This window comes from Streptomyces daqingensis, from assembly GCF_014645895.1.
GTDB lineage: Bacteria > Actinomycetota > Actinomycetes > Streptomycetales > Streptomycetaceae > Streptomyces > Streptomyces daqingensis.
Window position 1 is genome coordinate 127,478 of record NZ_BMMP01000013.1, and the last position, 25,630, is coordinate 153,107.

Here is a 25,630-nt window from a genome sequence, read left to right on the forward strand (position 1 = left end):
AACCGTCACCTTCACCGGACCAGGAGGACTCAACCAGACCGTCGGACTCAACGCCTCCGGCCAGGCCTGCACCACCACCTCGACCAGCGGCACCGTCACCGCCACCTACAACGGCGACGCCTGCCGCCAGGGCTCCTCGGGCTCGGTGGCGGTCACGCCCGGCACGACGGGTACGACCCTGACCGCCGCCCCCGCGCAGGTCCGGGTGCGCACGAACGGGCAGTTCGTCATCCCGGCGATGAGCGCCACGCTCAGGGAGACGGCGACCAACAACCCGATCGCCGGGCGCACGGTCACCTTCGTGGCCAACCGCGCAGGAGGCACCACGGTGATCGGCAGCGCGGTCACCAACGCCTCGGGCGTGGCGACGATCGCTCCCCCGAACCGCGTGGTCAGCCCGGTCATCATCACGGCGAGCACGTACCGGGCGAGCTTCGCCGGGGACGGCTGCCTCGGCTCCTCGACGACGACGGCACCGCTGACGTTCGTGGCGTCGCCGCTGCTGCCCTGACCCCCGTCCCCGACACCGTCCACCGATCCGACGTCCCACCGACCGGCTGACTCAGCCCACACCACGCCGGGCCGCTCCACGCGGCCCGGCGTGGCCGTGTCCGGGGTGCCTCCGCGACGAGGTGCCGCCCGCGGCCGCGCCGGGTCGCGCGGCATGTGTAGGCTCCGGTTCCGGAACGGGCCGAGAGGTTACTCCGCGTATCACCCCGAGACGCCCTACTCGGATATTCGTGTTCACCCGGCCGTATTCGACTTTTCTTCACTTCGCGACTTTGTCGACGTAATCGACTTTCCCGGTGAACTGACCGCCGTAGAAGCCCTGATCCGGAACGTGCGGGCACCGTCTGAGATTTTTTCGTCGCATTCTGCAACAACCGTGTCGCTGCTGAACTCACTCCACTACGTTGTCAGGCGCGAACACCTCGCGAACCGGTCGGGTCAGACCAGCCCGTCTGATGCCGTGACGGGCCAGGACGCGCCTTGGGCGCCCACCCGTGCGGCGAGGGCAGCATGCGTTCTGGGGACGCCCGTCCAACGCTCGTTTTCGCGTGGCGAAGGACAGTTGAACAGGGAGTTCCAGCACCGCTCCGGGCCCGGCGTACGGCCGTTTCGTCCTCCGAGGCGGCTGCTGCGCCAGCAAAACGCGCTCTACAGCGAAAGGTGAACGGCGCGATTCAGCACACGGACAAGCTGCCTTGAAAGAGAAACCATGAGAAAACCTCACAAAGCGCTATCTGGACTGTCTGCGGCCGCCGTGGCGCTCGTCCTCACGGCGACTGCCTGCAGCAGCCTCAATCAGGGCTCCGGCGACCAGGAGTTCAGCGGCCGGACGCTCACGGTCGCCGGGACCTGGGACGGCGGAGAGGGCAAGGCCTTCCGGAAGGTGCTGGACGGCTTCACGGCCAAGACGGGCGCCAAGGTGAAGTTCGAGTCCAGCCGGGCGACCGGCGTGGACGACTTCGCCGCGTTCATCCGCGACAAGGTCAAGAGCAAGAAGGCCCCCGACGTGGCGATGGTGCCGCAGGTCGGCGTTCTCCAGCAGTTCGCGCAGAAGGGCTGGCTCGAACCGCTGCCGCCGAGCGTCGAGCTTGAGGCCGCCCGCAACTTCGCGCTGGTGTGGCAGAACTACGGCAGCTACAGACGCGTCTTCTACGGCCTGTACTTCAAGGCGTCCCACAAGTCGACCGTCTGGTACAACCCGAAGGCGTTCGACAAGGCCGAGGTGCTGCCGCCGACCGACTACGACGAGATGCTGAGGGTCGGCAAAAAGCTTTCGGCCGCGGGCTACCCGGCGTTCTCCGTCGCGGGCAAGGACGCCTGGCCCCTCACCGACTGGTTCGAGAACATCTACCTCGCCCAGGCCGGGCCCACCAACTACGCCAAGCTCGCCACCAACGAGATCGGCTGGACGGACCCGACCGTCGTCAAGGCGCTGAAGACACTCGGCAAGCTCACCAACGACCAGGACCTGACCGTCGGAGGGGGCACGGAAGCCCTGCGGACCGACCTGGCCGAGTCCGTGGAGGCGGTCTTCGGCAAGAAGCCGAAGGCGGCCATGGTCTACGAGGGCGACTTCGTCGCGGGTCTCATCGCCGGGGAGTCGAAGAAGGACGTCGACAAGGTCGCCAACTTCTTCCCGTTCCCCAAGGTCGACGACGGCGAGGCGCCCGTACTGAGCGGCGGGGACGCCGCCGTCGCCATGAAGGACAGCAAGAACAAGGAACTGGCGATGTCCTTCATCGAGTACCTGGCGAGCCCCAAGGCCGCCTCCATATGGGCCAAGGAGGGCGGCTTCCTCTCGCCCAACATCAACCTCGACCTGGACGCCTACCCCGACGACACGACCCGCAAGATCGCCAAGTCCCTCGTGGACGCCGGCGAGGCCGTGCAGTTCGACATGTCCGACCAGGCGCCGGGACCGTTCGGCGGGACCCCCGGGCAGGGCGAGTGGCAGCTCCTGCAGGACTTCGTGCGGGACCCGTCCAACCCGGAGGCGACCGCCCGGAAGCTGGACGCCGCGGCTGCCAAGGCCTACCTGGACGCCTCGGCCACGGGTACGGGGTGACCGGCAGGGAGGACATCGGTACAGCACGACGCTGAACTCCCCCTCGGGGGGCGCAGCGCCGACGTCCGGCTCACGAGAGCAGCCGCCGGACGCCGGCTGGTGGTGACGGCGTGGGGGCCGTCCCACTGAACGCCGGCCGCCCTGACGGGGCCGGCCTGGCGCATCGGCCCAGGCGGACGGCCGCGGCGCGGACGCCGTCCGCGCGGGCGTGCCCGGCGGGCGCGGCATGCGCGAACGGCTGCCCGGAGCGCTCCCGCGTGCGGACCGCCCGCATCCGTCGCGAAGCGTGCGCAAGGCCGCACTCCCACACCCTCCGGCTGTCGCTCCGGACCCCTCTCCACCACCGCAGACCATGGTCACGTGTGGCGTGTCACAGACAATCAGGTCCGCCTGTGGGAGCTTCAACTCTGTTACTACTCAGTAGAGTTGAGAGTTCCGGAGAGGACCTGATGAGCACTTCGGAAGCCCTGCCCCTCGAAGACCTGGTCGACTCGGACCGCTATCCCCTCTCGGACCTGGACGGCGAAACGGGCGCCGCCGTCGTCTCCCGGGCACGGCGTGAACTGGCCGCGGACGGCTGCACGGTGCTCCCCGACTTCATCCGCCCGTCGCTGCAGGGGCTCCTGCAGCGCGAGTGCGCGGCCATGGCTCCCCGCGCCCACTTCGACGTCGCGACCGTGAACGTCTACAACATGGCCGTCGACGCGGACCTCCCCGAGGACCATCCCGGCCGGACCGCCTTCGAGCGGGGCAACGCCTTCGTCCCCCGCGACCGCGTCCCCGCCGGCTCGCTGATCAGCCGGCTCTACTCGCACGCGCTCTTCCAGCAGTTCGTCGCCCGCTGCTTCGAACTGGGCGAGCTGCACGAACTGGGCGATCCGCTCTCCGGGCTGGTCCTCAACGTCGTCGAGCCCGGCATGGAACACCCGTGGCACTTCGACACCAACGAGTTCACCGTCAGCATGCTCACGCAGGCGGCGGAGGACGGCGGCGTCTTCGAGTACTGCCCCAACATCCGCAGCGCCGAGGAGGAGAACTTCCCCGCGGTGCGGAACGTGCTGGCGGGCGAAGGCGGCGAGCCGGTCCGGCGGCTGCCCCTCCGCCCGGGAGACCTGCAGCTGTTCAAGGGCCGCTACTCCCTTCACAGGGTCAGCCCGGTGCGCGGCTCCCTCGCCAGGCACTCGGCGATCTTCGCCTACAGCGAGCGTCCGGGCGTCATCGGCAGCGTCTCGCGTACGCGGCAGCTCTTCGGCCGCGTACTGCCCGAGCATCTCGCCGCCGAGGGCAGGGCGGTGCGGGGAGACCGGCTGCTGGACTGACCCCGGCCCGTCCCCGGCGGCCCCGCCCGTGACTCCGCACCCGGACTCCGGCTCCGCGCTTGCCGGTTCCGTCCCTCCCGTGGCCTCCCCCGGCGCCCGGCCTGAGCCGCCGTCAGGACCCGGCCGCCGGACGGGACATCGGCTCAGGCGGGACGGCACCCCGGCCGCGACTCCCCCACCGCGACGACTCCCAGGAGCAAATCCCGTGCGCTTCGACGCCACCGGCAAGGTCTCGCTCGACCACATCTACACGCAGCCCGATCCGCGCGCCTACTTCACCCAGCTCCGCCGCCTCGACTACCGCGTCCCGCAGGAGGCCAAGCCGTACTTCGTGAAGCTCATCGACGAGTACCGGCAGGCGCGGGGCGTGGAGGTGCCGAAGATCCTGGACGTCGGCTGCTCCTACGGCATCAACGCGGCGCTCCTGAAGTACGACGTCACCATGGAGGCCATGTACGCGCGCTACCACGACGAGCGCGCGGGCACGGACGGTGCGGCACCGGCCGAGACCACCGCCGCCCTTCTCGCCAGGGACCGGAAGCTGGCAAGGTCCCATCTGCCCGTCCGCCGCACCCGGTTCATCGGACTCGACACCTCCGCGAGCGCGCTGGCGTACGCCCTGGAGGCGGGGTTCCTGGACGAGGCCGTCCACGCAGACCTGGAACGAGAGGAGCCGACGGCGCATCAGCGGGCCCGCCTCGCCGGCACGGACCTGGTGATCTCGACGGGGTGCATCGGCTACGTCACCGGGCGCACCCTTACGCGTATCGTCCGTTCCGTGGGTGAACACCGGCCCTGGATGGCGCACTTCGTCCTCCGCATGTTTCCCTTCGACCCCGTCGAGACGGCGCTCGCGCAGCTGGGCTACGAGACCGTCCGACTCGACGAGTTGCACAAGCAGCGCCGTTTCGCCTCCGAGGAGGAGCAGGCGCTCGTGCTGCGGACGATGAGGGAAGCCGGGGTGGATCCCGGGGGCCTGGAGGAGGAAGGCTGGCTGTACGCGCAGCTCCACCTCTCCCGCCCCGCCGGCACGGGACCGTCCGGCCCGCCGTCGTAGAGCCCCGCCGGCGCTCTGCGGCCGCCGGTCGCCGACGCCGGCAACGTCCGCACACACCCGTCACCCGTCACCCGTCACCCGTATCAACGATCCGAAGTGAGAGCAGAATTGAACAGCAGTCAGGGAAGTGCGACCGTCCCGACCTTCGCGCAGGAGGACTCCCTGCCGCGCGTGCCGCTGCCCACCCTCGAGGAGAGCTGCGAGCGGTTCCTCTCCTGGTGCGCACCGCTGCTCACACCCGGCGAACTCGCCGAGACGCGGGCCGAGGTCGAGGAGTTCCTTCGGCCCGGCGGCTGGGGACGCGCCCTGCACTCCGCGCTGGAGGAATACAACGCCCGCGAGGAGGTGAACAGTTGGCTGGACACGTTCTGGCCCTACCGCTACCTGGGACGCCGTGACCGGATCGCCCTCAACGCCAACTTCTTCTTTCTCTTCCGGGATTCGCCGCAGACCCAGGTCGAGCGGGCCGCCGGACTCGTCGCCGGCGCGGTCGCCTACAAGCGGCAGATCGACGAGGAGACCATCCCGCCGGTGGTTCTCCGGGGCCGCCCGCAGTCGATGGAGCAGCACAAGTACCTCTTCTCCAGCACCCGCATCCCCGGTGCCGAGCTGGACACCTCCCGCACCCCGTACTCCGAGGCGTGGCCGGGCCCGTCGCGCGAGCGGCACGTCGTGGTCCTGCACAAGGGCCGGATGTTCCGCATGGACGTCCTGGGCGAGGACGGCACGCCGCACAGTCTCGGTGATCTCGAGTCCGGACTGCGGGCGGTGATGAAGGCGGCAGCCGAACCGGCCGCGCCGGACTCCTCGGTGGGCCACCTCACGACGATGGCCCGCGCCGAATGGGCGGGGACGCGGGAGTCGCTGATCGCGCTCCACCCCGGCAACGCCGAGTCGCTCGAGGTCATCGAGACGGCCCTGTTCTGCGTCTGCCTGGAGGACTTCGCACCGGCCGGCGTCCAGGAGGCGTGCGACGAGCTGCTCCACGGCGACCGCGGCAACCGCTGGTTCGACAAGGCCGTCTCGATCGTCGTCTTCGAGGACGGGCGTGCGGGTCTGAACATCGAGCACTGCCAGCTGGACGGCACCACCGTCCTCAGCTTCACGGACGCGCTGCTGAACAGCACCCCCGAGGAGCACTCGTCGGCCTCGGGGGCACGCTCCCAGGGGCAGCCCGCCGTCGGGCCCGTCGAGTTCGCGCTGGACGACTCGCTGCGGGAACGGGTGCGCTCCGCCGCCGACGCGTTCGCCCAGTACGGACGCGACACCGCGACGCGCACCGTCTCCTTCGAGGACTTCGGCAGCAGCACAGCGAAGTCGCTGGGGGTGTCGCCCGACGCGTTCGTGCAGCTGGCCTACCAGCTCGCGCACAAGAGGGCGAAGGGCCACCTCGGCGCCACGTACGAGTCGATCGCGACCCGCCAGTACCGTCACGGCCGTACGGAGGCGATGCGCGTCGTCACCCCGGAGATGTTCGACTTCGTGGCCGCCATGGACGACGGGGCCGCCGACGGGGAGACGCGGCGTGCCGCGTTCCGTGCCGCGGCGGAGAAGCACGTGGCGCGGGCCAAGGAGTGCCAGGCCGTCGAGGCCCCCGAACAGCACCTGTGGGAACTGGAGTTGATCCAGCGCAGGCGCGGCGGGGAGGTCGGGGTGCCGGAGCAGCCCGCGCTCTTCCGCACGCCGGGGTGGCTGACGATGCGGGACGACTACCTGAGCACGAGTTCCGCGCCGTCCGTCAACATCCAGTACTTCGGCTTCGGTTCGACGAGCAGCCGCTGCATCGGCGTCGCCTACGTCCTGCTGCCGGACCGCTTCAACCTGTACCTGAGCACGCCGAAGACGGTGGCCGGACAGATGCACACCTTCGCCGACTGCCTCCGGGACGCGGTGGCGGAGCTGCGCGAGCTGCTCGCGGAAGGCCGTACGGACGCCTGAACCGCCCCACCACGGGGCCCGCGGCGCCAGGTGTGACGGCGCCGCGGGCCCCGGGCGGGCGGGAAAGGGCGGGCCGTGGGCCACGGCCCCGGTCCATACTGGTTGTCATGTCCCGTCATTCAGCTCCGGACCGCGCCCCGGAAGAGCGCCCGGCCACGGTTCCCGGTGGCTCCCCAGGGTCGGGAGTGGCACTGGTGACCGGGGCCTCACGGGGCCTGGGGGCCTCCATAGCACGGCAGTTGGCTGCCGACGGGTGGCCCGTGGCCGTCAACTACAGGTCCGACGCTGCCGGAGCCGCCAAGGTCGTGGCGGCCGTCCGCGAAGTCGGCGGCACCGCGGAGGCCCTGTGCGCGGACGTCACGGACGAGGAGTCGGTCACCGGCCTCGTCGGACAAGCCGAGCGGCTGCTGGGCGGGCCGGTCGAGGTGCTGGTCCTCAACGCCACCGGTCCCCAGCCGGCCGTTCCCGTCGAACAGCTCACCTGGGACGCGCACTTGGACCAGCTCCGCTTCTTCGTCAAGAGCCCCACGCTGCTGCTGCGTGCCGCGCTGCCCGGCATGAAGGGCCTGGGCCGCGGCAGGGTGATCCAGATCGGGTCCGACATGTTCGAACGCGCGCTGCCGGGCATGTCCGCCTACGTGGCGGCGAAGGGAGCGCAGCTCGGCCTGACGCGCTCCTGGGCGCGGGAGCTGGGCCCCCACGGGATCACCGTGAACCTCGTCGCTCCGGGCTGGGTGCCCGTCGAGCGGCATGCGGGAGCGAACGAGGAGGAGCTGCGCGCGTACGCGTCCGAGGTTCCGCTGGGCCGGACGGGAAGCCCCGGCGACGTCGCGTCCACCGTGTCGTTCCTGGCGTCCGGGGCCGCCGCGTTCATCACCGGCGAGCGCGTGACCGTCAACGGCGGACACACCATCGACTGACGCGGACGCCCCCGGCGGCGGCTTTCCGGACGCCGTGTGGCAGGGCTCTCACCTTGCGTGGTGCGCCGTGGCTTCGCCGCAGGTCGGCCTGTAGCGTGCCCAGGGATTCGACGCAGACAGCGGCGTGGAAACCGGCGCAGTGCGCGGTGGAGGCGCCGTCCGTGGACGAGGAGATCTCCGTGGCCCCCGTGACACCTCAGAGCCCGCTCGGCCTGTTCGGCACCGACTCGCTCATCGGCGAGGAGGACCGTGCGATCAGGGACACCGTCCGCAGGTTCGTCGAGGACAAGGTGAAGCCGAAGCTGGGCGACTGGTACGAGGCCGGCTCCGTCCCCGCCCGGGACCTCGCCAAGGAGCTGGGCTCGCTCGGCGTGCTCGGGATGCACCTGACGGGCTACGGCTGCGCGGGGACCAGCGCGACGGCGTACGGCCTGGCCTGCATGGAGCTGGAGGCGGGCGACTCGGGGCTGCGGTCGCTGGTGTCCGTGCAGGGCTCGCTGGCGATGTTCGCGATCTGGCGGTACGGCAGCGAGGAGCAGAAGCAGCGTTGGCTGCCTGCGATGGCCGCCGGCGAGGCGATCGGCTGCTTCGGGCTGACGGAGCCGGACTTCGGCTCCAACCCGGCGGGCATGCGTACGCGCGCACGGCGCGACGGCTCCGACTGGGTGCTCGACGGCACCAAGATGTGGATCACCAACGGGTCGGTGGCGGACGTGGCCGTGGTGTGGGCGCAGACCGACGACCGGGTCCGCGGGTTCGTCGTCCCCACCGACACCCCCGGCTTCTCGGCGCCGGAGATCAAGAAGAAGATGTCGCTGCGGGCGTCGGTCACCTCCGAGCTGGTGATGGACGGCGTCCGCCTGCCCGAGTCGGCGGTGCTGCCGGACGCTGCGGGGCTCTCCGGGCCGCTGTCGTGCCTCAACGAGGCCCGGTACGGCATCGTCTTCGGCGCTCTGGGCGCCGCGCGCGACTGCCTGGAGACGACGATCGCCTACGCCCGGGAGCGCGAGATCTTCGACAAGCCCCTCGCCGCGTACCAGCTCTCCCAGGCCAAGCTCGCGGACATGTCGCTCGAGCTGGGCAAGGGGATGCTGCTGGCGCTCCACCTGGCGGGGCTGAAGGACGCCGGCTCGCTCCGCCCCGAGCAGGTCAGCCTCGGGAAGCTGAACAACGTGCGGGAGGCCATCGCCATCGCGCGCGAGTGCCGCACGATGCTCGGCGCCGCCGGCATCACCCTGGAGTATCCGGTGATGCGGCACGCCAACAACCTCGAGTCGGTTCTGACGTACGAGGGGACGTCCGAGGTGCACCAGCTCGTGATCGGACAGGCGCTGACGGGCGACGCCGCGTTCCGCTGACGCGGCACAGGCGCGCGCCCGCCTGAGTCGACGAGGTCCCGCCGCAGCGGCGGCGGCCTCGTCGACTCAGGCCCGGCACAGGCGTGTTCGGCTCACTCGCCGTCGTCCTCCAGCTCGCCTTCCGTCTCCAGGAAGATCCTCCGCAGCTCCTCCAGGACGGCGGGGTCGGGCTCGGCCCACATGCCGCGGGACTCCGCCTCCAGAAGGCGCTCGGTGATGCCGTGCAGGGCCCACGGGTTGGCCTCCTGCAGGAAGGCGCGGTTCTCCGGGTCGAGCACGTAGGCCGAGGCGAGCTTGTCGTACATCCAGTCGGCGACGACGCCGGTCGTCGCGTCGTATCCGAAGAGGTAGTCGACGGTGGCGGCGAGTTCGAACGCCCCCTTGTATCCGTGCCGCTGCATCGCCGCGATCCAGCGGGGGTTGACGACGCGGGCGCGGAAGACCCGTGAGGTCTCCTCCACGAGGGTGCGGGTGCGCACGGTCTCGGGCCGCGTCGAGTCGCCGATGTACGCCTCGGGCGCGGTGCCGCGCAGCGCCCGTACGGTGGCGACCATCCCGCCGTGGTACTGGAAGTAGTCGTCGGAGTCGGCGATGTCGTGCTCACGCGTGTCGGTGTTCTTCGCGGCGACCGCGATGCGACGGTAGGCCGTCTCCATCTCCTCCCGGGCGGGGCGCCCTTCGAGGTCGCGGCCGTAGGCGTAGCCGCCCCACGCCGTGTAGACCTCGGCCAGGTCGGCGTCCGTGCGCCAGTCCCGCGAGTCGATGAGCTGCAGCAGGCCCGCGCCGTACGTGCCGGGGCGGGAGCCGAAGATGCGTGTGGTGGCGCGGCGTTCGTCGCCGTGCTCGGCCAGGTCGGCCTGGGCGTGGGCCCGTACGCGGTTGTCCTCCGCGGATTCCTCCAGGGAGGCGGCGAGCCGTACGGCGTCGTCGAGCAGCCCCACGGCGTGCGGGAAGGCGTCGCGGAAGAATCCGCTGATGCGCAGCGTGACGTCGATGCGGGGACGCCCCAGCTCCTCCAGCGGCACCGGCTCCAGTCCGGTCACGCGCCGCGACGCGTCGTCCCATACGGGGCGGACGCCCAGCAGCGCCAGCGCCTCCGCGATGTCGTCGCCCGACGTGCGCATCGCGCTGGTGCCCCACAGGGACAGGCCGACGGAGCTCGGCCATTCGCCGGTCTCGGTGCGGTACCGCTCCAGCAGGGAGTCGGCGAGTGCGGTTCCGGTGTCCCAGGCCAGGCGGCTGGGCACGGCCTTGGGGTCGACGGAGTAGAAGTTGCGGCCGGTCGGCAGCACGTTGACCAGGCCCCGCAGCGGGGAGCCGGAGGGCCCCGCCGGGACGGAGCCGCCCGCGAGGGCGTGCACGGCGTGGTCGATCTCCTGCGTGGTCGCCGCCAGCCGCGGCACGACCTCGCGCGCCGCGAAGTCCAGTACGGCGCCGGCCTGTCGACGCTGCTCCCCGGGCAGCTCGGCGACCGCCCCCGGCACGGCGCCCGGGTCCCATCCGGCGTCCTCCATCGCCTCGACGAGGGAGCGGGCCGCGGCCTCGGCTGCGTCCGCGCCGCCGCGGTCGGCGGCCGACTCGTCCAGGCCCAGCGCCTCGCGCAGCCCCGGCAGGGTGGTGGCGCCGCCCCAGATCTGGCGGGCGCGCAGCACGGCGAGGACGAGGTTGACGCGCTCGGGGCCTCGCGGCGCCGCGCCCAGCACGTGGAGTCCGTCGCGGATCTGGGCGTCCTTGACCTCGCACAGCCACCCGTCGACGTGCAGCAGGAAGTCGTCGAAGCCCTCGTCGTCGGGGCGTTCTTCGAGGCCCAGGTCGTGGTCGAGCTTAGCCGCCTGGATGAGCGTCCAGATCTGGGCGCGGATGGCGGGCAGCTTCGCCGGGTCCATCGAGGAGACCGCCGCGTACTCGTCGAGGAGCTGCTCCAGCCTGGCGATGTCGCCGTAGGACTCGGCGCGCGCCATGGGCGGCACGAGGTGGTCGACGAGCGTGGCGTGCGCGCGGCGCTTGGCCTGGGTCCCCTCGCCCGGGTCGTTGACGAGGAAGGGGTAGATCAGCGGCACGTCGCCCAGGGCGGCGTCGGGTGCGCAGACGGCGGACAGGCCGGCGTTCTTCCCCGGCAGCCACTCCAGGTTGCCGTGCTTGCCCAGGTGGATCATGGCGTCGGCGCCGAATCCCCGGTCGTCGCGGGAGGCGGCGATCCACCGGTAGGCCGCCAAGTAGTGGTGGGACGGCGGGAGATCGGGGTCGTGGTAGATCGCGACGGGATTCTCCCCGAAGCCGCGCGGCGGCTGGATGAGGATCAGCAGGTTGCCCCTGCGGAGGGCCGCCAGGACGATGTCGCCGTCCTCGTCGCGGCTGCGGTCGACGAACATCTCACCGGGCGGCGGCCCCCAGTGCTCCTCCACCGACTGCCGCAGTTCCGCGGGGAGTTGCGCGTACCAGCGGCGGTAGTCGGCAGCCGGGATGCGCACGGGGTTGCGGGCCAGCTGCTCCTCCGTGAGCCAGTCCTGGTCGTGTCCGCCCGCCTCGATGAGGGCGCGGATCAGCTCGTCGCCGTCGCCCGACTCCAGTCCGGGCACGGGCTCGGCGCCGTCCTCGCCCTGCCCGAAGTCGTAGCCCTCGTCGCGCATCCGGCGCAGCAGCGCGACCGCGCTGGCCGGTGTGTCGAGTCCGACGGCGTTGCCGATCCGCGAGTGCTTCGTCGGGTAGGCGGACAGCACGAGGGCGACGCGCTTCTCCGCGGCGGGAGTCCGGCGCAGCCGGGCGTGGCGGACTGCGATCCCCGCGACGCGCGCGGCGCGTTCGGCGTCGGGGACGTAGGCGGGCAGGCCGTCCTCGTCGATCTCCTTGAAGGAGAACGGCACGGTGATCAGCCGTCCGTCGAACTCCGGCACGGCGACCTGGCTGGCCGCGTCGAGCGGGGAGACGCCCTCGTCGTTCTCCTCCCACGCGCTGCGGGGACTGGTGAGGCACAGGGCCTGGAGGACGGGCACGTCGAGGGACGCGAGCGCTCCGGCGTCCCACGCCTCGTCGTCACCGCCCGCCGAGGCATCCGCGGGCTTCGTCCCTCCCGCGGCGAGCACGGTGGTGACCACGGCGTCCACCGGCCGCAGCGCGTCGAGCAGTTCGGGTTCCGGTGCGCGCAGCGACGCGACGTAGAGCGGCAGCGGACGGCCTCCGGCGTCCTCGATCGCACGGCAGAGGGCCTCGACGAATGCCGTGTTGCCGCTCATGTGGTGCGCGCGGTAGTAGAGCACCGCCACAGCGGGCCCGTCCGCATCCGGCCGGCCCCTCCGCTCCAGCGGTCCCCAACTGGGCGCCGGCGCGGGCGGTTCGAAGCCGTGCCCGCTCAGCAGAACGGTGTCGGAGAGGAACCGCGCGAGCTGCTCCAGGTTCGCGGGGCCGCCGTGCGCGAGGTACGCGTGGGCCTCGGTGGCGATGCCGACGGGCACCGTGGAGTGCTCCATCAGCTGTGCGTCGGGGGCCTGTTCACCGGTGAGGACCACGACGGGCCGGCCCTGCGCGAGGACGGCTTCCAGCCCCTCCTCCCAGGCGCGCACCCCGCCCAGCAGCCGTACGACGACGAGTTCGGCGCCGTCCAGCAGTCCGGGAAGCTCTTCGAGGGTGAGCCGGGAGGGGTTCGCGTAGCGGTAGGGCACCGGGCCGGCCGCGGAGCGTGCGCTGAGCAGATCGGTGTCGGACGTGGACAGCAGCAGAATCATGCGGCAGGCCTTCCTCGGGGTCCGCGCCCCGGGCGGTGAAGAGACGGCGGGAGTTCCTGGCTCGCCCCCATGTGCTCAAGCACGCACATGACGGGCTCACAGTGGCGGGACCGCGCCGGATTCACACCGGCTTCCTCCCCTGGCGCCGTCGCTGACGGTGGCGGGCCGCGCGGCCCGCCGTGCAACATCGTAAGGGCCGCCGCGGCGGCCCGCGGGATACGGGCGCGGCGGCGTCCTCCCAGGCCGTCGGTATGCTCGCCGCCATGCCGCAACTCGCCTCCACCGCACGGGATCGGGACGGAACGGACACCCGGGCCCGGCCCGGCCGGCACGGACGGGACCGCGGCGACGCCTGCCCCGGAGCGCTGCGGCTGCACCCCGCCGACGACGGCGCGCTGGCCCGCATCCGCGTCCCCGCGGGCCTCCTGACCTCCGCGCAGGCCCGCGTGCTGGCCGAGACGGCGGACGCTCTCGGTGACGGCCACATCGACGTCACCTCACGCGGCAACCTGCAGCTCCGGGGCCTGAACGGGCAGGAGAGCGCCGAACTCGCGGCCCGTCTCGACGGGGCCGGTCTGCTGCCCTCGCCCCGGCACGACCGGGTGCGCAACGTCGTCGCCTCCCCGCTCAGCGGCCTGGACGGACACGGTCACGCCGATGTCCGGCCGTGGGCCGCCCAGTTGGACGAGCTTCTGCTGGCCAGTGAGGACGCGACGGAGCTCTCGGGCCGCTTCCTCTTCGCCTTCGACGACGGCCGCGGCGACACCGCGGGCCTGGACGCGGATGTGACATTGATCGCCCTGCCCTGCGGCCGGGAGGCCCTGCTGCGGTTGGCCGGTACCGCGGCCGTGCGTGTCCCCGCCGAACACGCGCCGGACACGGCGCTGCTGGCGGCCGAGGCCTTTCTCTCGGCCGTACGGGAGAGCGGCTCGGCGGTCTGGCGCGTGAGCGAACTACCGGACGGGCGCGAACAGTTGACCCTCCGCGTGGCCCGCCGGCTGCGCGGCGCCGACGTGCCGGTGCGGCCGGTCGCCGGCGTCCCTCCCCTTCCCGCCGTCTCCGCTCCGGCACCGGGCCTGGTGGAAGGCCCGGCGGGCCGCCGCTCCCTGTACGTCCTCGCCCGGCTGGGGCGCCTGACCTCGGAGCAGCTGCACCGGCTGGCCTCCCTGTCCGGACAGCCGGGGGGCGCGGACGACGGCCCCGCGAAGGGCGAGCTGCGGGTGACGCCCTGGCGCGGCGTCGTCGTCCCCGACCTGCCCGCCGCGGAGGCGGCGGCACAACTGCGCGAGCTGAGCGATGCCGGGCTCGTCACCGGCGCGGACTCCCCCTGGCACGGCGTCAGCGCCTGCACCGGCCTGCCCGGCTGCGCCCGCTCGCACCGCGACGTGCGCTCCGACGCGGCCCCGGGGCGGGCCGACGCCGCACCCGGCTCCGCCGCCCCCGCCGCGCCTGAGGGAACGTCCCTGCTGCCGGTCCACTTCTCGGGCTGCGAACGCCGCTGCGGACGCCCCAAGGGTGACGTGGTCGATGTCGTGGCGGGCGGGAACGGCTATACGGTGGCCGTTCAGGCAGAGGGCTCCATACGGGAGCGGGCCGTGCCGGACGGAGAACTCGCCCACGCCGTCGCATCGGCACGCGCCGGACGAGAGTGACGGGATGAGCGACAGCGCAGTGTCCGAGCACGACGAGTACGCCCAGAACGACGAACCCGACCGGCAGGACGGGCACCCGGAGCACGGGTACCGGTACGAGAAGGACGGCGCGGCCATCTACCGCCAGTCGTTCGCCACGATCCGCGCCGAGACGGACCTGTCCGGCCTGCCCCCGGACGTCGCCCAGGTCGCCGTCCGCATGATCCACGCCTGCGGCATGGTCGACCTCGTCCGCGATCTCGCCTTCACGCCGCGGGTGGTCGCGCGGGCGCGGGCCGCGCTGCGTGCCGGCGCCCCCGTCCTGTGCGACGTGTCCATGGTGGCGAGCGGCGTCACCCGCAGGCGCCTGCCCGCGGGCAACGACGTCGTATGCACGCTCTCCGACCCGTCGGTTCCGGGGCTCGCCGCCCGCATGGGCACCACGCGCAGCGCCGCGGCGATGGAGCTGTGGCAGGAGAGGCTGGACGGTGCCGTGGTGGCGGTGGGCAACGCGCCCACGGCTCTCTTCCGGCTGCTGGAGATGGTCGAGGAGGGCGCGCCCCGCCCGGCCGCCGTCATCGGAGTACCCGTCGGTTTCGTCGGCGCCGCCGAGTCCAAGGACGCACTCGCGGCCCACCCGTCCGGCCTGGACCACCTCGTCGTACGAGGACGACGCGGCGGCAGCGCGATCGCCGCGGCCGCGATCAACGCGATAGCGAGCGAAGCAGAGTGACACAGCAGCAGAATCCTCAGGACACGGCCCCCGGACAGCACGCGGCCGGTGACGCCGCCGCACCGCACGGGCAGCGCGCCCCGTCCCCGGGCCCGGGCTCCCCCGGCCGCCTCTACGGCGTGGGGCTCGGCCCCGGCGACCCGTCGCTGATGACCCTGCGGGCGGTGCAGGTCATCGCCGGGGCCGACGTCGTCGCCTACCACAGCGCCCGGCACGGCCGTTCCATCGCGCGCGCCATCGCGGCGGAGCATCTGCGGCCCGATCACATCGAGGAGGCGCTGGTGTACCCCGTCACGACGGGGACGACGGACCATCCCGGCGGCTACAGGGGCGCCATCGAGGAGTTCTACGAGGAGTCCGCCGCACGTCTCGCGGCGCACCTCGACGCGGGCCGCACCGTCGCCGTACTCGCCGAGGGGGACCCGCTCTTCTACGGCTCGTACATGCACATGCACAAGCGGCTCGCCGACCGCTATCCGACGGAGGTCGTCCCGGGCGTCACCTCCGTGAGCGCCGCCGCGTCCCGGCTGGGCACACCGCTCGCCGAAGGCGACGAGGTGCTGACGATCCTGCCGGGGACGCTCCCCGAGGAGGAGCTGACCGCGCGTCTGGCCGCCACCGACGCCGCCGTAGTGATGAAGCTGGGCCGTACCTTCCCCGCCGTCCGCAAGGCCGTCGAGGACGCGGGCCGGCTGGACGAGACCCGCTACGTCGAGCGCGCCACCATGGCCGGCGAGCGTACGGGGACCCTGGCGGACGCGGACGCCGGCTCGGTGCCGTACTTCTCCCTCGCCGTGCTCCCCAGCCGCGCGGGCCGGGCGCCCGGGCCGCCGCCCGGCGGCGGAGAGGTCGTGGTGGTCGGCACGGGCCCCGCGGGGCCGCTGTGGCTCACGCCCGAGGCGCGCGGCGAACTCGCCGCCGCGCAGGACCTGGTGGGCTACACCACGTACCTCGACCGGGTACCGGAGCGCCACGGCCAGCGGCGCCACGCCTCCGACAACAAGGTGGAGTCCGAACGCGCCGAGCTCGCCCTGAACCTCGCGCGGCGCGGCCGGCGCGTGGCCGTCGTCTCGTCCGGCGACCCCGGGGTGTTCGCGATGGCCAGCGCCGTGCTGGAGGTCGCCTCGCAGGAGCCGTACCAGGACGTTCCGGTGCGGGTCGTGCCCGGTGTGACGGCGGCGAGCGCGGCGGCCGCGCGCGCGGGCGCGCCCCTCGGTCACGACTACGCCGTCATCTCGCTCTCCGACCGGCTCAAGCCCTGGGAGGTCATCGCCGGACGGCTCGCGGCGGCCGCGTCGGCGGACCTGGCGCTCGCGCTCTACAACCCCGGCTCCCGCAGCCGCACCTGGCAGGTGGCGAAGGCCCGCGAGCTGCTGCTGGAGCACCGCGCTCCGGACACCCCGGTCGTCGTGGCCCGCGACGTCGGCGGTCCGGGAGAGCGGGTGCGGACCGTGCAACTGGCCGACCTCGCACCGGAGACGGTGGACATGCGCACGATCCTGCTCGTCGGGTCGTCCCGTACGCGAACGGTGCCGCGCGGCGGCGCGAACGGCGAGGGGGGAGCGGACAGAAACGGCCGGCAGCCCGCCGTGTGGACGCCCCGCCGTTACGCCCCGGAGGGCTCACCCGAGACGTGACCGCACCCAGGCCGCGGCCTGCTCCGGCTCCTCCACGGTCTGCGTGCCCTCCACCACGGGCGGACGGCGCACGAGGACGACGGGCAGGCCCGCCTCGCGGGCGGCGACGAGCTTCGGCGCGGTCGCCGCGCCGCCGCTGTCCTTGCTGACCAGGACGTCGACGCGGTGCCTGCTCAGCAGTTCGCGCTCGTCCTCGAGACGGAACGGGCCGCGGTCGAGCACGGTCTCCAGGTGCGCGGGCAGCGGGGGCTGCGGCGGGTCGACGCAGCGCAGGAGGAACCACAGCCCGTCGAGGTGCGCGAAGGCCGGCAGGCCCGTACGTCCCGTGGTGAGGAAGACCCGCTTCCCCAGGGCGGGCAGCATCTCCGCGGCCTCGGCCAGCGAGGCGGCGGGACGCCAGTCGTCACCCTCGGCGGGCTCCCAGCCGGGCCGCCGCAGCACGAGGAGGGGAACATGGGCGAGGGACGCGGCCTGCGCCGCGTGGGAACTGATCGTGCCGGCGAAAGGATGGGTGGCGTCGATGAGCACGTCCGTCCGGTGCTCCCGCAGCCAGCGAGCCATGCCCTGGGCACCGCCGAACCCCCCGACGCGCACGGCGCCCGGCACCCGCGCGGGGCTGGCGACCCGCCCGGCGAGCGACGTCGTGACATGCAGGGGCACGGCCCCCTCGGGGGACCGCTCGGCCGGGTCCCCGGTGAGCAGCCCGGCGAGACGGCGAGCCTCCGTGGTGCCGCCGAGGATCAGCACGCGGGGTGCGGCGGCGGTCTCGGCGGCACGGTGCATCGACGGCAGGACCCTTCGTGACGACGTCTGACTCCGGAGCGCACGGCTCCTCCGCCCCTGGCGGACGCGACGCCCAACTCAAGCACACGGGTCTGCGGCCCGGATGGACGACCGGCGCCTGCGCGACGGCCGCCGCCACCGCCGCCTACACCGCCCTGCTGACCGGCGAGTTCCCCGACCCGGTCACCGTCACCCTTCCCAAGGGCCGGACGCCGTCCTTCGCCCTGGCCGTCGAGTCCCTCACCCGGGGACCGGAGCGGGAGGCCATGGCGGGCGTGGTGAAGGACGCCGGAGACGACCCGGACGTCACGCACGGCGTCCTGGTCCGCGTGCGGGTGCGGGCGCTGCCGCCCGGATCAGGCGTGGTCTTCCGCGCCGGACCCGGCGTCGGGACCGTCACCCGCCCGGGTCTCCCCCTCGCCGTGGGCGAGCCCGCGGTCAACCCGGTGCCGCGGGAGATGATGCGCGAGCACCTCGGCCGCGTGGCCGCCGGGCACGGCATCACCGCGGACGCCGAGCTGACCGTGTCCGTGGACGACGGGGAGGAGATCGCCCGCTCCACCTGGAACCCGCGGCTGGGCATCCTCGGCGGTCTCTCGATCCTCGGCACCACAGGCGTCGTCGTGCCCTACTCGTGCTCGGCGTGGATCGACTCCATCAGGCGCGGCGTGGACGTCGCGCGTGCCGCCGGCCGCACCCACGTGGCGGGATGCACCGGCTCGACGTCGGAACGCACGGTCACCGCCGAATACGGCCTGCCCGAGGACGCGTTGCTGGACATGGGCGACTTCGCGGGCGCCGTCCTGAAATACGTGCGCCGCCACCCCGTCCCTCGGCTCACCGTCTGCGGCGGCTTCGCGAAGCTCTCCAAACTCGCCGCGGGGCACCTCGATCTGCACTCGGCGCGCTCCCAGGTCGACAAGCATTTCCTGGCCGCACTGGCCCGCGAGGGCGGGGCGGACGAGGAACTGGCGGCGGCGGTCGCCGGCGCCAATACAGGCCTCGCCGCACTGCAGTCGTGCGCCGCGGCGGGCGTGCCGCTGGGCGATCTGGTGGCCGCGGCGGCCCGGGACCAGGCCATCGGCGTGCTGCGCGGTGCACCGGTCACGGTCGACGTCATCTGCGTCGACCGCGCCGGCACGATCGTCGGCCGCTCCGCGCCGCGGTGAGCTGGGCTGGGCTGGGCTGGGCTGCCGCCGGGCCGCCCGCGATTCGACACACGCCGCAGGCCCCCCGGCCGCTCCCGGCTCCCGGCTCCCGGCTCCGGTTCTACCCGGCGGGCACCGGGCGGTAGGTGCACACGTTCACGCCCTTGGTGCTGGTGACGGTGGAGACCAGCTCCAGGGTGCGCAGCACGCCTTCGTCCGGGAAGATCCGCTTCCCGCCGCCGAGCAGCACCGGCATGATCATCAGCCGGAGTTCGTCGGCCAGTTCCTCGCGCAGGAGGGTGCGCGCCAGCGTGGGGCTGCCCATCACCACGATGTCGCCGCCCGGTGAACCGCGCAGCTCGCCGATGCGGGCGACGGCCTCACCTCCGGGGATGCGGACGGTGTTCTCCCACGTCAGGTCCTTGTCGTGGAGAGTGCCCGAGACGACGTACTTCCGGAGGGAGTTCACACGGTCCGCGAACGGGTCGCCGGCACGGTCCGGCCACGCCTCCGCCATCGCCTTCCAGGTGCGGCGCCCGAACAGCAGCGCGTCGGCCTTCGCCGTCGCGTCGTCGAAGGCGCCGCCCACCACTTCGGGGTCGAAGAAAGGGGCCGTCCAGCCACCGTGGGCGAAGCCGCCCGAAGTGTCCTCGCCGGGCCCGCCCGGCGCCTGCACGACGCCGTCGAGACTCATGAACTCGCAGATCACGATGCGCACGCGACTCACCTCTCATCCGCCCGGATTCCCACCAGAATACGGAGATTCGGCGGCGTTCGCCCGTTCGTGACCGTAATGATCCGGAAACAGCGGCGGCGTGCCCGCGGACCCGACGGGGGGCGCGACGGATACGCCGCGCGTGCCGCGTCAGCCGCCGCTAGCGAGGGACCCCGGGCCGCAACTCCGGTCGCGGTGAGGGGAGTAGAGGTGGCTGTCGCCGAACTGCTCGGCGGCGAGGGTGCGTCCGACCATGATGACCGCGGTGCGCACGATGCCCGCCGCCTTCACCTGGGCCGCGATGCCGTCGAGCGTGCCGCGCAACACCGTCTCGTCGGGGCGGCTGGCCATGGCGACGACGGCCGTAGGGCAGCCGGCCCCGTAGTGCGGCAGCAGCTCCTCCACGACACGGTCCACGTGTCCGGCCGCCAGGTGCAGTACGAGCAGCGCGCGGCTGCGTCCGAGCGTCGCCAGGTCCTCGCCCTCGGGCATGGCCGTGGCGCGGGCCGCGATACGGGTCAGCACCACCGTCTGCCCGACGGTGGGCACCGTCAGTTCGCGTTTGAGCGCCGCTGCCGCGGCGGCGAACGCCGGTACGCCAGGCACCACTTCGTAGGGCACGCCCGCCGCGTCGAGGCGCCTCATCTGCTCCGCGACGGCGCTGAAGACGGACGGGTCGCCGGAGTGCAGCCGGGCCACGTCGTGCCCTTCGCTGTGGGCACGCACCAACTCCCCGGTGATGCGGTCCAGATCGAGCTGCGCGGTGTCCACGAGCCGTGCGCCGGGCGGGCATTCGGCGAGCAGCTCCTCCGGTACGAGGCTCCCCGCGTACAGGCAGACCCGGCAGGCGGCCAGCGTCCGCACGCCCCGCACCGTCATGAGGTCGGCGGCGCCGGGCCCCGCACCGATGAAGTACACCGTCACTCTGGTTCTCCGCTCGCAGCGTCGTTCGTCCCGGCGGACGGGCCGCCCGGACCGGTTCTGGCGACGGCCCACTGGGTGACGGGCATCGCCTGCCGCCAGCCCGTGAAACCCCCCACGGGAGCCGCCTGTGCGACCGCCAGACGGAACAGCTCCCCGCCGTGCCGGCGGTGCCACTCCCCCAACAGCGCCTCGGACTCCAGCGTCACGGCGTTGGCGACGAGCCTGCCGCCTCCCGCCAGCGCCTCCCAGCAGCGCTCCAGCACGCCGGGCACCGTCACCCCGCCGCCGACGAACACGGCGTCGGGTGCCGGGAGTTCACCCAGCGCGGCGGGCGCTTCGCCCCGCACCACCCGCAGCGACGGCACCCCGAGCGCGTCCGCGTTGCGCGCGATGCGCTCCGCCCGCACCGGGTCCCGCTCGACACTCACCGCGCGGCAGTCGCGGTGCGCACGCATCCACTCGACGGCGACGGAGCCGGAACCGCCGCCGACGTCCCACAGCAGTTCGCCGGGCGCGGGCGCGAGAGCGGCCAGCGTCGCCGCCCGGACATGGCGTTTGGTGAGCTGGCCGTCGTGTTCGTACGCGCTGTCAGGCAGGCCGGGCACGAGCGAGAGACGAGGCGCCCCCTCGGTCCGGCGGCACTCCAGGGCGATGACGTTGAGCGGATCGCCCGGTGGATGCGCCCACTCCTCCGCGATGCCCTCGACCTGGCGCTCGCCCTCCCCTCCGAGCTGCTCCAGCACCCGCATCCGGGTCGGCCCGAAGCCGCGTTCCCGCACCAGCCCGGCGACTTCGGCGGGCGTCGCCGCTCCGGCGCTGAGTACGAGCACCCTGCGCCGGTCGTACAGCGCCGCGTTCAGACCGGACGCGGGCCGGCCCACGAGCGTGACGACCTCGGTCTCCTCCACCGTCCAACCGAGCCGGGCGCAGGCGTAGCTGACCGACGACGGGTGGGGCAGCACCGACAGCCGCTCCGCGCCCGCCACTTCGGCGAGCAGACGGCCGATTCCGTAGAACATCGGGTCGCCGCTGGCCAGTACGCACACGCGGCGGCCCTCGTACTCGGCGAGCAGGCGGGAGACGGCAGGGCGCAGCGGCGACGGCCAGGCGACGCGCTCTCCGGCGCATCCCCGCGGCAGCAGGGCGAGTTGGCGCTCACCGCCGATGAGCACCTGGGCCTCGCGCAGCGCGTCGCGGGCGGCGGCGGCGAGGCCGGGCCAGCCGTCGGCGCCGATACCGACGACGGTCACTGCCGGCCGGTCGGGACGTGCGCGGGCCACTGCTGCCACCTCGGCTTCGGGACGGGGACGCAGCCGACTGTACTGACCGGTCACTCTTCCCCTGCACGGCAGGGCACCCGGGTCCGCCCAGGTCGGGGCGTCGTGGGGGCAGCCGCCGTGACCCCGTCCGGGCCTTCTCCGGCCTCAGGACCTCCCGTCGGCGAAGCGGAGGAATGCGGCCCAGGCGCCGGGGGTCGCCGAAAGCACCGGCCCGGAGGGGCACTTGGAGTCGCGCACCAGCACCGCGCCTGCGGGGCTCGCCACCTCGACGCAGTTGCCGCCCTCGCTACCGCTGTAGCCGGACTTGCACCACGTCAGCCCGCTTGAAGTTCGCGCACCGCCTGTGCTGTTCATGATCCTCCCACCAGATCGTCCTCGCAGGCGCTCAGCCCTGAGGAGAGCGTGAAGTCGCTGGCCACGGCTTGCGCTCGAAGACCTGCTTGCGGTCGAGCCGCGCCGACACGCGCTCCTCCTCTTCCTCCGGACTGATCGGCGGGTACAGGCAGGAGAACACCGCCCGCGCGTACGCCTCCGTCTGGAGCAGGCCGGGTACCACGTGGTTCTCGTACGACAGCAGCGTCAGGGCCTCCTGCTCGTGCTCGACGAAGTCCTGCGCGAACGCCGGGAACCGCTCCCGCTCGGGCACGTTGGCCACCGCCACCGCCAGCACGCCCTTCGTGTCGAGCAGTTCGTCGAGCTGTGCGGCGAGGTCCGGCTTGAGAGGTCTGCGGCCCTGCTCGATGGAGCCGATGGTGTCCTCGTGCACGCACAGCCGCTCGGCCAGCGCGGGCTGCGTGATGCGGGCGGCCTTGCGGAACTGCCCGACCTGGGCGGCTCCGATCACATGCCACGACGAGTACTTCTTCGGCTTCCTGGTGCGAACTGGAGCTGGACCGGCGGCCGGGTCCGGCAAGCGAGGGCCGCGTCCCTTAGCCGTCCGTCCGCACGGCAGGCGAACACCCCTACCCCTGGGGGCCGTTCGTCACGTTCAGGGCTGCCGCTTCGGGGCGTCCCGCAGTGCGCCGTAGGGCACGCTCGCCTTGACGAGGACCTCCTCGAACTCCTCCTCCGGGGAGGACCGGCTGGTGATCGCCCCGCCGATGCCGAAGGACGCGGTGCCGTCCTCCACGACCACGGTCCGGATGACGATGTTCAGGTCCAGCGAGCCGTCGAAGCCGAGCCAGCCCAGCGCTCCCGAGTAGATGCCGCGGGCCTCGCCCTCCAGATCGCCGATGATCTCCATGGTCCGCTTCTTCGGCGCGCCGGTCATCGACCCGCCGGGGAAGCAGGCACGTACGGCGGAGAGCGCGGAGCTGCCGGGACGCAGCATGCCGCGGACGGTGGAGACCATCTGGTGGACGGACGTGTAGCTCTCGATCGCGAACGCCTCCGGCACGTGGACGCTGCCGGGCTCGCAGACGGCGTTCAGGTCGTGGCGGACGAGGTCGACGATCATGAGGTTCTCCGCGCGGTCCTTCACGGACTCCGTGAGCTCCCGCCGCAGCGCCTCGTCCTGGGACGGCGTGGCCCCCCGTGGCCGGGTGCCCTTGATGGGCCGCGATTCGACGACACCGTCGGCACCGGCGCGCAGGAACGTTTCGGGCGAGGAGCTGAGTATCTCGGTGCCGCCGAAGCGCAGGTACGCCCCGTACGGCACCGGGCTGATGCGCCGCATCCGGGCGTAGACCTCCTGTCCGGAGGCGACGGGGAGGCCGGTCGCGCGGTTGGTCAGGCAGATCTCGTAGCTCTCGCCGTCGCGTATGAGTTCCTGCGCGCGCTTGACCTTGTCCAGATAGCGCGCCTCGTCGTCTCGCAGGTCGAGACGCGACTCGTGCACCGGGCCGGGACGGAAGGCGACGGCGGCCCGGTCCAGTCCGTACGGCACACCTGTGCCGTGGCTGTCCCGCGCGCCGTCGCCACTGCCGTGGGCGCCGGCCGCCCCGGGCGCCGGCTCGCCGGGCGGGACGGCTCCGCACAGGTAGGCGCGGCCTTCCCGGTGGTCGAAGAGGAGGAACTCGCGCGTGTGCAGGAACCAGGCGTCCGGCGTCGTGGCCCGGAACCGCTCCGAGCCGCCCGTCAGTGCCTGCAGCTCGTACCCGAAGTAGCCGACCAGGCCGCCCTTGAACGGCCACGGCCACTCCCGTCCGTCCGGCGGCTCCAGCTCCACCCGCACGGCGGACGTGACCTGTTCCAGCAGTTCGAAGACGTCTCCTTCGACGGCCGCCCGGCCCGAGGGCCCTTCGAGCGTGAGGGTGCGCGAAGGGAGGTCGTAGCTGAACGCGACGGCACCCGCGCCGCTGCCGCCCCCCATGACCGATAGCCGCGCTTCGGGGTGCTCGCTGTTCTCCGAGTCGAGCCAGAAGGCTCGGGGGTCGCCGGCGTAGCGGCGCGCGAACTCCTCCTCGGGGCTGCCGGCGTCCGGCAGCGGAACCGCCCTCAGGGCGAGCCGGGTCTCGCCTCCCGCCTCCTCGAAGGCGCGGACGGCGGGGGCGGCGAGGGCGGGACGGGACGCCGTGCCGCCCCGGACGTGGCGGGAGGCCATCTGCAGGAAGTTCGACAGGATGCGGTGCCCGCCCTGCGTCTCGATCGACTCCGGGTGGAACTGCACGCCCCAGACCGGCAGTTCACGGTGGGCGAGGCCCATCACCAGGCCGTCCGCGTTCCAGGCGACGGCCTCCAGCTCGTCGGGCAGGCCGGTGCTGACGAGGGAGTGGTACCGGACCACGGGCAGGTCCTGGGGCAGCCCTTCGAAGAGTCCCGTGGCGGTGTGCGTGACGGTGTCGACGATGCCGTGCACGGGTTCGGGGGCGCGTGCCGTGGTGCCGCCGAAGAACTCGGCGATGCCCTGGTGGCCGAGGCAGATCCCCAGGACGGGCAGTCCGCAGCGGGCGATGACCTCCGCGCAGACCCCGAAGTCCGCCTCCTCCGAGGGGCGCCCGGGCCCGGGCGAGAGCACGACGGCGTCGGCCCACTGGAGCGGCAGGTACGCGTAAGGGGTCGAGTTGGGCACGATCACGGGCGACTCGCCGCCGACCTCGTACAGGTACTGGGCGACGTTGTTGGTGAACGAGTCGTAGTTGTCGATCAGGACGACGTTCACGGTCTGTCCCCCGCCGCTGCGGTGCGCGAGATCATGTGGCCCTCCTGCGGACGTCCCGGCGACGACGCGCCCCGGGATCCCCCGGGTTTCCGTGCTCCGGGCTCCGGCCCGTCCCCCTGGCGGGCTCCCGGGAGTGCTCCCGAGCCGAGGGACCCGGCCCCGAGTGCGGGCGCGCATGTCGAGTCTTCCGTCCCGTCCCGTCGCCGGACGGTCCAGCTCGGGGTCGTGTCCCCGGCGGTTCGGGCGTCGGAGTCAATGATAGGGATGCCGCGCCCGTCCACGACGGGGCCCGGCGCCCGGCCCGCCCACAGGCCGCCCACGGGCCGTCCACGCCGTCTCCCCGGGGCTGACCGGCTGACCGGCAGCGGCCGCCCACCGTGCTCACATGGCGTTCTCGCGGACGCGCGGGTCCCGCCGGGCCAGGGCCACCCCCGCCCGCATGGCGAAGCTCGCCGCGAGGATGACGCCGCCCAGCACGAGACAGCCGAGCGTGCCCTGGCAGAGCACCAGCCAGCTCAGGGCGAGGGGGGGTAATGGCCTCCGACAGCGTCCACCGCATGCCGAAGAAGCCCTGGTACTGCCCGTACTTCCGGTCCGGTACGAGCCGGAAGCTGATCTCCGTCATGCTCGCCGTCTGCTGCGTCTCGCCGAGCGTGAGCACGACGACGGCCGCGAGCAGCGCGAGTGCCGCGCCGAGCGGCGAACGGGGCGTCCCGGAGACGGCGTAGAGGGTCGTCCCCGCGAAGAGCAGCAGCCCGGACCACCGCAGAGTGCGCAGTCCGTCGTCGAT

Annotated in this window: 20 protein-coding genes, 1 pseudogene and 1 riboswitch; of the genes and pseudogenes, 12 read left to right on the plus strand and 9 right to left on the minus strand. The window is 72.9% G+C overall.

Annotated elements, in window-relative coordinates; genetic code table 11:
• The 7 genes and pseudogenes from IEY56_RS19855 to IEY56_RS19885 all read left to right on the plus strand — a co-directional run.
• Positions 1-511, plus strand: a pseudogene (locus tag IEY56_RS19855) (beta strand repeat-containing protein); the annotation flags it as partial.
• Between the two features lie 708 nt (positions 512-1,219).
• Complete coding sequence (locus IEY56_RS19860; protein ID WP_189038594.1) at positions 1,220-2,575, plus strand: ABC transporter substrate-binding protein; 1,356 nt, start codon at positions 1,220-1,222, stop codon at positions 2,573-2,575.
• Between the two features lie 449 nt (positions 2,576-3,024).
• Positions 3,025-3,894, plus strand: coding sequence for a HalD/BesD family halogenase (locus IEY56_RS19865; protein WP_189038595.1), 870 nt, complete (start codon positions 3,025-3,027; stop codon positions 3,892-3,894).
• 205 nt (positions 3,895-4,099) lie between these two features.
• On the plus strand, positions 4,100-4,951 hold the full coding sequence (locus IEY56_RS19870; protein ID WP_189038596.1) for a class I SAM-dependent methyltransferase: 852 nt from the start codon (positions 4,100-4,102) through the stop codon (positions 4,949-4,951).
• Positions 4,952-5,059: 108 nt separating this feature from the next.
• On the plus strand, positions 5,060-6,889 hold the full coding sequence (locus IEY56_RS19875) for a choline/carnitine O-acyltransferase (protein ID WP_229712048.1): 1,830 nt from the start codon (positions 5,060-5,062) through the stop codon (positions 6,887-6,889).
• A gap of 194 nt (positions 6,890-7,083) precedes the next feature.
• On the plus strand, positions 7,084-7,809 hold the full coding sequence (locus tag IEY56_RS19880; protein WP_229712049.1) for an SDR family oxidoreductase: 726 nt from the start codon (positions 7,084-7,086) through the stop codon (positions 7,807-7,809).
• Between the two features lie 173 nt (positions 7,810-7,982).
• On the plus strand, positions 7,983-9,167 hold the full coding sequence (locus IEY56_RS19885) for an acyl-CoA dehydrogenase family protein (RefSeq protein WP_444544895.1): 1,185 nt from the start codon (positions 7,983-7,985) through the stop codon (positions 9,165-9,167).
• 92 nt (positions 9,168-9,259) lie between these two features.
• On the opposite strand, the gene cobN is transcribed toward IEY56_RS19885, so the two are convergent.
• A complete protein-coding gene (gene cobN / locus IEY56_RS19890; protein WP_189038598.1) occupies positions 9,260-12,889 on the minus strand; it encodes a cobaltochelatase subunit CobN in 3,630 nt (1,209 codons plus the stop codon).
• A gap of 31 nt (positions 12,890-12,920) precedes the next feature.
• Positions 12,921-13,083, minus strand: a riboswitch (cobalamin riboswitch).
• Positions 13,084-13,152: 69 nt separating this feature from the next.
• Here cobN and cobG point away from each other — a divergent pair.
• From cobG to IEY56_RS19905, 3 genes are all read left to right on the plus strand, one after another.
• On the plus strand, positions 13,153-14,541 hold the full coding sequence (gene cobG, locus IEY56_RS19895) for a precorrin-3B synthase (protein WP_189038599.1): 1,389 nt from the start codon (positions 13,153-13,155) through the stop codon (positions 14,539-14,541).
• Between the two features lie 4 nt (positions 14,542-14,545).
• Positions 14,546-15,253 carry a precorrin-8X methylmutase gene (locus tag IEY56_RS19900; protein ID WP_189038600.1) on the plus strand — a complete coding sequence of 236 codons (708 nt, stop codon included), beginning with the start codon at positions 14,546-14,548 and terminating at the stop codon, positions 15,251-15,253.
• Positions 15,254-15,372: 119 nt separating this feature from the next.
• On the plus strand, positions 15,373-16,890 hold the full coding sequence (locus IEY56_RS19905) for a precorrin-2 C(20)-methyltransferase (protein WP_229712061.1): 1,518 nt from the start codon (positions 15,373-15,375) through the stop codon (positions 16,888-16,890).
• Here the strand turns inward: IEY56_RS19905 and IEY56_RS19910 are convergent.
• Complete coding sequence (locus tag IEY56_RS19910; protein WP_189038601.1) at positions 16,876-17,673, minus strand: cobalt-precorrin-6A reductase; 798 nt, start codon at positions 17,671-17,673, stop codon at positions 16,876-16,878. The two genes, IEY56_RS19905 and IEY56_RS19910, sit on opposite strands and share 15 nt — an antisense overlap.
• 17 nt (positions 17,674-17,690) lie before the next feature.
• On the opposite strand from IEY56_RS19910, the gene IEY56_RS19915 reads away from it, so the two are divergent.
• Positions 17,691-18,842 (plus strand): cobalt-precorrin-5B (C(1))-methyltransferase, encoded by a 1,152-nt coding sequence (locus IEY56_RS19915; protein WP_189038602.1) that lies wholly within the window; start codon positions 17,691-17,693, stop codon positions 18,840-18,842.
• 100 nt (positions 18,843-18,942) lie between these two features.
• Here the strand turns inward: IEY56_RS19915 and IEY56_RS19920 are convergent, their stop codons facing one another.
• The 7 genes from IEY56_RS19920 to IEY56_RS28890 all read right to left on the minus strand — a co-directional run bounded on the left by IEY56_RS19920 (position 18,943) and on the right by IEY56_RS28890 (position 25,347).
• On the minus strand, positions 18,943-19,539 hold the full coding sequence (locus tag IEY56_RS19920) for a dihydrofolate reductase family protein (protein WP_189038603.1): 597 nt from the start codon (positions 19,537-19,539) through the stop codon (positions 18,943-18,945).
• Positions 19,540-19,686: 147 nt separating this feature from the next.
• Positions 19,687-20,460 (minus strand): precorrin-4 C(11)-methyltransferase, encoded by a 774-nt coding sequence (gene cobM / locus IEY56_RS19925; protein ID WP_189038604.1) that lies wholly within the window; start codon positions 20,458-20,460, stop codon positions 19,687-19,689.
• A complete protein-coding gene (gene cbiE, locus IEY56_RS19930) occupies positions 20,457-21,749 on the minus strand; it encodes a precorrin-6y C5,15-methyltransferase (decarboxylating) subunit CbiE (RefSeq protein WP_229712062.1) in 1,293 nt (430 codons plus the stop codon). Before cbiE ends, cobM begins: the two co-directional genes overlap by 4 nt.
• A 135-nt stretch (positions 21,750-21,884) precedes the next feature.
• Positions 21,885-22,094: a DUF397 domain-containing protein gene (locus tag IEY56_RS19935; protein ID WP_189038605.1), complete on the minus strand. Its 210-nt coding sequence runs from the start codon at positions 22,092-22,094 to the stop codon at positions 21,885-21,887.
• Positions 22,095-22,125: 31 nt separating this feature from the next.
• The gene (locus tag IEY56_RS19940; RefSeq protein WP_308424157.1) at positions 22,126-22,653 is read right to left on the minus strand and encodes a Scr1 family TA system antitoxin-like transcriptional regulator; all 528 of its coding nucleotides are present in this window, start codon (positions 22,651-22,653) and stop codon (positions 22,126-22,128) included.
• 75 nt (positions 22,654-22,728) lie between these two features.
• Positions 22,729-24,840: a chorismate-binding protein gene (locus tag IEY56_RS19945; protein WP_189038606.1), complete on the minus strand. Its 2,112-nt coding sequence runs from the start codon at positions 24,838-24,840 to the stop codon at positions 22,729-22,731.
• 381 nt (positions 24,841-25,221) lie between these two features.
• A complete protein-coding gene (locus IEY56_RS28890) occupies positions 25,222-25,347 on the minus strand; it encodes a hypothetical protein (RefSeq protein ID WP_268241338.1) in 126 nt (41 codons plus the stop codon).
• Between the two features lie 26 nt (positions 25,348-25,373).
• Between IEY56_RS28890 and IEY56_RS19950 the strand changes: the two genes are divergently transcribed.
• Positions 25,374-25,568, plus strand: a complete 195-nt coding sequence (locus IEY56_RS19950) for a hypothetical protein (protein WP_189038607.1) — start codon at positions 25,374-25,376, stop codon at positions 25,566-25,568.
• The last annotated feature ends 62 nt before the right edge of the window (positions 25,569-25,630 follow it).